This is a genomic window from Halomonas sp. AOP43-A1-21, from assembly GCF_052376775.1.
Lineage (GTDB): Bacteria > Pseudomonadota > Gammaproteobacteria > Pseudomonadales > Halomonadaceae > Vreelandella > Vreelandella colorata.
In genome coordinates this window covers 1-1,202 of sequence record NZ_JBQSWC010000086.1, presented here as the reverse complement: position 1 = coordinate 1,202, position 1,202 = coordinate 1, and the positions used below count along the sequence as shown (strand labels likewise).

Annotated in this window: 1 protein-coding gene; it reads right to left on the bottom strand. The window is 49.8% G+C overall.

Annotated features, from left to right (window positions below):
• Positions 1-1,104: IS4 family transposase (locus tag ACT3R7_RS20645; RefSeq protein WP_496199457.1), on the bottom strand; the 1,104-nt coding region annotated here is incomplete at its 3' end.
• Between the last annotated feature and the right edge of the window lie 98 nt (positions 1,105-1,202).

The window sequence follows — 1,202 nt, the reverse complement described above, 5'->3', positions numbered from 1 at the left end:
TGGCGGATTCATGAGAGCCCAAAGCGGGATTCTTTCGAACAAGCTTACTTGGAGCGTGCGCATAATGCGCTGAACGCTCCAGCCTTTTTGGGCACTGTGACGTGCAAACGAGAGTAACAGATAGCAGATCATGGCAATCCAAATCTGCGTCAGCACAGCATTCTTACTGTTACCTAAAAAGGCCTTTATTTTCAGGTTTTGTTTGAGGGCTTTGAAGAAGAGCTCGACCTGCCAACGATCCTTGTAGATGGCGGCAATCGTTGTCGCTGCCAGCTTGAAGTTGTTCGTGATAAAGCGAAAATGCTTACCACTGTCCGGACAGACGTATCCCACTAAACGAAGTCGCGGCGCGCCCTGTTTTAGCGCGTGCTGACTGCTCAATTCAATCACCTGATCATATTCAACGGGCCCATCAGCACGCACAGGCTTGGATAGCTGCACCTGGTAAACAGCCTTAGGTCTCAGCCGCGTGACGAAACTAACCTTTTGTTTTGTAAGCTCACCATACCAGCGGTAATCAACATAGCCCTTATCAAAGGCGAGGATGCTACCCGCTGGAAAGTTGAACTGTCGACCTTGAATCAGATCGTTTTCCCGGCCCTCGCTCAAGGCGACGAATTCAGGGATCAGGCTGGCATTGTTCAGGCCGGTGTGCAGTTTTACCCCGGCCTTGGATTGATGAATTTTAGCCCAGGGGAAGAGGCTCAATGACAGATCGATGGTGCTGGCGTCGAGTGAATAAAGCGGATTTTTGAAGCGAAACTTGTGTGCATTTGAACGAATAGAACAACGCTGTAGTAGCTTATAGAAGACGGCTTCATAGAGTTCGGCCGGTTGCTGCTCATTGAGACGTGCCAGGGTGGAACGGGCAATGGGCTTAGCGCCGAGATGATACAACTTGTGCCGTTGACTGGTCAGGCTGGACTCGATATCCCGCAGACTTTGACGGCCAGCAATTTGAGACATGGAAAGCCCGACAAACTGATCCCAGCGTGATGCAGAACGCAGTTTTTGCCCAACGTGGTGCTCACGAGCGAGACGTTCGAAATCATGTCGGGATAACGGCTGGAGCAACTGATGAAATGCGGTGTTATGATGAGACAAAGCCTGAATCCTTTATGAGTAGAGTGTTTGGTCGCACTCTCATTTTACTCACTTGGATCCAGGCTTTTTCATTTATTAATGTTTATGGGACAGCAGTG